Genomic DNA, 4,120 nt, shown 5'->3' with positions numbered 1-4,120 from the left:
CCCCGCCGGTGGCGGCGGAGAACGCTGCGCGGCGTGCGCTGCTGTCGCCCATGGAGCGGCAGTTTGTGCAGGCGGTGTCGCGCCGCCTGGGGGCGGACGATGTGGCAACACCAGCATCACAGCCACCACAACCCGTATGGCGCCGCGACAGCACGGGCGTGCTGGCCCTGCGTGTGGTGCACCAGGGGCCGGAGGGAGCGGAGACTTATTGGCTGAACCTGCCCAGCGTGTTCCCCACGCGCGAGTTCACCGGCGCCTGGCTGGCCGCCACGCTGGCCAGCATGCTGCTGGCGCTGCTGGGGGCCTGGTGGCTGCAGCGGCACATCAACCGCCCACTGGCGCAGGTGGTGGCGGCGGCCCGGCAGCTGGCGCAGGGCCAGCCCCCAGCACCCCTGCCCGAAGACGGACCCGAAGAAATCGCCACCGTGGGCCGCAGCTTCAATCACATGGCGCACAGCCTGGCCGCGACCGAGCAGGAACGCGCATTGATGCTGGCCGGGGTGTCGCACGACCTGCGCACCCCGCTGACCAAGCTGCGCCTGGGCGTGGAGATTGCCGGTGCACAGGTGGATGCCCCGCTGGCCGCGAGCATGGCCCGCAGCATCGACGAGATGGACGGCATCGTGGGCCAGTTCCTGCAGTTTGCGCGGGTCGGTTCCAACGCAGGCGAGGCCGAGGTGCCCACCCCGGCATCGCTCAACGACCTGGCCCAGGCCGTGGCCGAGGCGCAGGCCGACCATGGACGCACCGTGCGGCTGGCGCTGGGCACGCTGCCTGACGTGCCGGTGCGCCCCCAGGCCCTGCGCCGCGCGCTGGACAACCTGGTGGAAAACGCCTGGCGCCACGGCACGCCGCCGGTGCTGCTGCGCACGGGGGCGGATGCCGACGGCGTGTGGCTGGAGGTGCAGGACCAGGGCCCCGGCATCGCCCCGGCAGAGCTGGACCGCATCCGCCAGCCTTTTGCGCGCGGCGATGGCGCGGCACGTTCGGGCGCGCCGGGCGCGGGGCTGGGCCTGGCCATCGTGGAACGCGTGGTGCGCAGCCACGGCGGGCGGCTGGAGCTGTTCAGCGCGCCGGGCACGGGGCTGCGCGCGCGGCTGGTGTTGCCACGGGGCGGGCAGGCCTGAGAGGTTGATACCACCAGGCGCGCCCTGCGCACGCCCTGGGCATGCAGCGCAGTGAAAATTCAGCCAAAAGTGCCGCAAGCGCTAGTGCGATATGTGGCAAAAGCTCCTAAATCAATAGCAATCTACCGAACCCGGCATGCCCTCAGGCCACCGGCATCTTCAGCTTGCGGTACAGCGTCTGGCGGCTGATGCCCAGCTGGCGCGCCGCCTGCGACATGTTGCCGCGCGCGGCCTGCAGCGCCTGGTCGATGGCGGCCTGGGACAGCTGCTGCAGGCTCAGGCTGGCTGGCAGGCCGTCCACGCCCGGGCCCACTACGGCGTCGCTGCGCGGGCCGGGGGGCACCGCCGTGAGGGCCTGCACCAGGTCGTCGGGCATGTGCTCCCAGCCCAGGGTGTCTTCGCCCTCGGCCAGCATGGCGCAGGCCGTGCGCAGCACATTGGCCAGCTGACGCAGGTTGCCGGGCCAGGGGTAGGCGGCCAGGCGGGCCAGCAGGTCGGGCGCCACCTGCACCTCAAAACCCAGGCCCTGCTCGGTGGTCAGGTTGGCCAGCAGGCGCTGCAGCAGCGCCACAAAGTCGCTGCGCTCGCGCAGCGCGGGCAGTTGCACGGTGAGGCCGTTGATGCGGTAGTACAGGTCTTGCCGAAAGCGCCCCTGTTCCGCCGCCTGCATGAGCTGGTTGTGCGTGGCGCAGACCAGCGCAAAGTCCACCGGCACGGCCTTGCTGGCGCCCACGGGCGTCACGCTGCGCTCTTGCAGCACACGCAGCAGGCGGGTCTGCAGGGCCAGCGGCATGTCGCCGATTTCGTCGAGGAACAGCGTGCCGCCATGGGCCTCGCGCAGGCGGCCCAGGTGGCCCTCCTTGCGCGCGCCGGTGAAGGCACCGGCCACATGGCCGAAGAGTTCGGATTCGATCAGGTGCTCGGGGATGGCTGCGCAGTTGATGGCCACAAACGGCGCATCGCGGCGCGGGCCGCTGGCGTGCAGCGCGCGCGCAAACACCTCCTTGCCCACGCCCGACTCGCCCTGCACCAGCACCGCAATCGGTTTGCCCACCACGCGGCGGGCCTTGTCGGCGGCGGCGCGCCAGCGGGCGTCGCCAGTGTCCAGCTGGGCCAGGGCGTCTTGCTGGGGCGCAGCAGCCGCCGCAGCGGTGGGCCGTGTGGGGGTGGGGACCCAGGCGGCGTCCATCTGCACCTGGGCAAACAGCAAGGCGCCTTGCAGTGTGCGCAAGGCCTGCGGCTGCTGGGGGCGGCGCTTGTGGTGCGAGAGCAGGTCATCCAGCCGCACGTCCAGCACCCGCTCCAGCAAGATGGCGCCCACGTCCCCCGCATGCAGGCCCAGCTGCGCCAGCGCCACGCGGTTGGCACCTACGATCCAGCCGTCGGCCGACACGGCCACGATGCCCTCGGCCACGCTGCCAATGCCCTCGGGCGCGCTGTGCAGGTGCAGCCGGGTGTTGCGTTTGCAGGTGGCCGCCAGCAGGCGGTTTTCGATCATGCGGGCGGCCGTGCTCACCAGGCCCAGCGTGTGGGCGTGGCCGTGGCGGTAGTCGCCCGAAATGTCGAGGATGCCCAGCAACTCGCCCGTGGCCGACAGGATGGGCGAAGCCGCGCAGGTGAGAAAGTTGTTGCGTTCCAGAAAATGCTCGCCGCCGTGCACCTCCACCGCGCAGGCCTCGGCCAGCGCCGTGCCGATGGCATTGGTGCCCCGGTGGGCCTCGTGCCAGGAGGCACCGCTGGTCAGCGCCACGCGCTCGGCCTTGTCCACAAAGTACGGATCGCCCAGCGTGTGCATGAGCATGCCGCGCCGGTCGGCCAGCACCACCACGCTCTGGCTGTGGCGCACTTGCTCGAACAGATATTCCATCACCGGCCGCGAATGCGCGAGCAGCTCGGGGTTGCTGGCCAGCACCTGGCGCAGTGTGCCGCTGCTGGGGTGGTCGATGGCCTGCGGCCGCCCGGTGGGCAGCAGGCCGGCCGCCATGCTGCGCGACCAGGAGCGCGCCAGGCGCTCGTCCACCAGGCCGCTGGGGCACTGGCCAGAGTCCAGCAGGTGCTGGCGGGCCTGTCGCAGGGCGACGGGGGAAGTGTTGGGGCGCACGCTTTGTCTCCGTGCGGGCTCAGGGCGGCCCGCTTGTGGTGTGTGGGCCAGTATGGCGGGCTCGACGGCGCGGGGCAAGGGTGTGGGCGCAAGCGGTGTGCCAACTGTTCCATTTCGTGACAGGTGTCGCGGCCCGGCACACCGCGATGCGGGCGGCTGCAACAGGTGTCCGCCCTGGGCTGCCGAAAAAATCCAATGAAATCAACACTTCGCGCGCCGTGGCCTGCTGGCATGTGTTTTGAGTAAGGAGTTGGCATCGGACGGGCTCCACCGAATCCGCCCGATGCACACAACCATCGAAGGAGACAACACCATGACCGTTTACGCAGCCCCCGGCGCCGCTGGCGCCAAGATCACCTACAAGCCCCGTTACGACAACTTCATCGGCGGCAAATTCGTGCCGCCCGTCAAGGGCCAGTACTTTGATGTCATCACGCCCGTGAGCGGCAAGGTCTACACCCAGGCTGCGCGCTCCACGGCCGAAGACATCGAGCTGGCACTGGACGCCGCCCACGCCGCAGCCGACGCCTGGGGCAAGACCGATGCCGCCACGCGCGCCAACATCCTGCTCAAGATCGCCAACCGCATCGAAGAAAACCTGGAGCGCCTGGCCTATGCCGAAACCGTGGACAACGGCAAGGCCATTCGCGAGACGCTGAACGCCGACATCCCGCTCACCGTGGACCACTTCCGCTACTTTGCGGGCTGCGTGCGTGCGCAAGAAGGGGCGCTGTCCAACATCGATGAGAACACCGTGGCGTACCACATCCAGGAACCGCTGGGCGTGGTGGGCCAGATCATTCCGTGGAACTTCCCCATCCTGATGGCCGCCTGGAAGCTGGCCCCCGCGCTGGGTGCCGGCAACTGCGTGGTGCTCAAGCCTGCAGAGTCC

General features: G+C 70.1%; 3 protein-coding genes. 2 read left to right on the top strand and 1 reads right to left on the bottom strand.

Annotation, left to right across the window (positions count from 1 at the left end; translation table 11 throughout):
• A partial coding sequence (locus tag DBR23_RS25500; RefSeq protein WP_233250747.1) for an ATP-binding protein occupies positions 1 to 1,127 on the top strand: 1,127 nt, incomplete at its 5' end.
• Positions 1,128 to 1,269: 142 nt separating this feature from the next.
• Here DBR23_RS25500 and DBR23_RS25495 read toward each other — a convergent pair.
• On the bottom strand, positions 1,270 to 3,228 hold the full coding sequence (locus DBR23_RS25495) for a sigma-54-dependent Fis family transcriptional regulator (RefSeq protein ID WP_108499956.1): 1,959 nt from the start codon (positions 3,226 to 3,228) through the stop codon (positions 1,270 to 1,272).
• A 313-nt stretch (positions 3,229 to 3,541) separates the two neighbouring features.
• On the opposite strand from DBR23_RS25495, the gene DBR23_RS25490 reads away from it, so the two are divergent.
• Positions 3,542 to 4,120, top strand: a 579-nt coding sequence (locus DBR23_RS25490) for an aldehyde dehydrogenase family protein (RefSeq protein WP_146191446.1), incomplete at its 3' end; no start/stop codon positions are given.

This window comes from Acidovorax sp. HMWF018 (genome assembly GCF_003061035.1).
In the GTDB taxonomy this organism is placed as follows: Bacteria; Pseudomonadota; Gammaproteobacteria; order Burkholderiales; family Burkholderiaceae_C; genus Acidovorax; species Acidovorax delafieldii.
The sequence above is the reverse complement of the archived record's forward strand: the minus strand, read 5'-3'. Positions and strand labels throughout refer to the sequence as shown.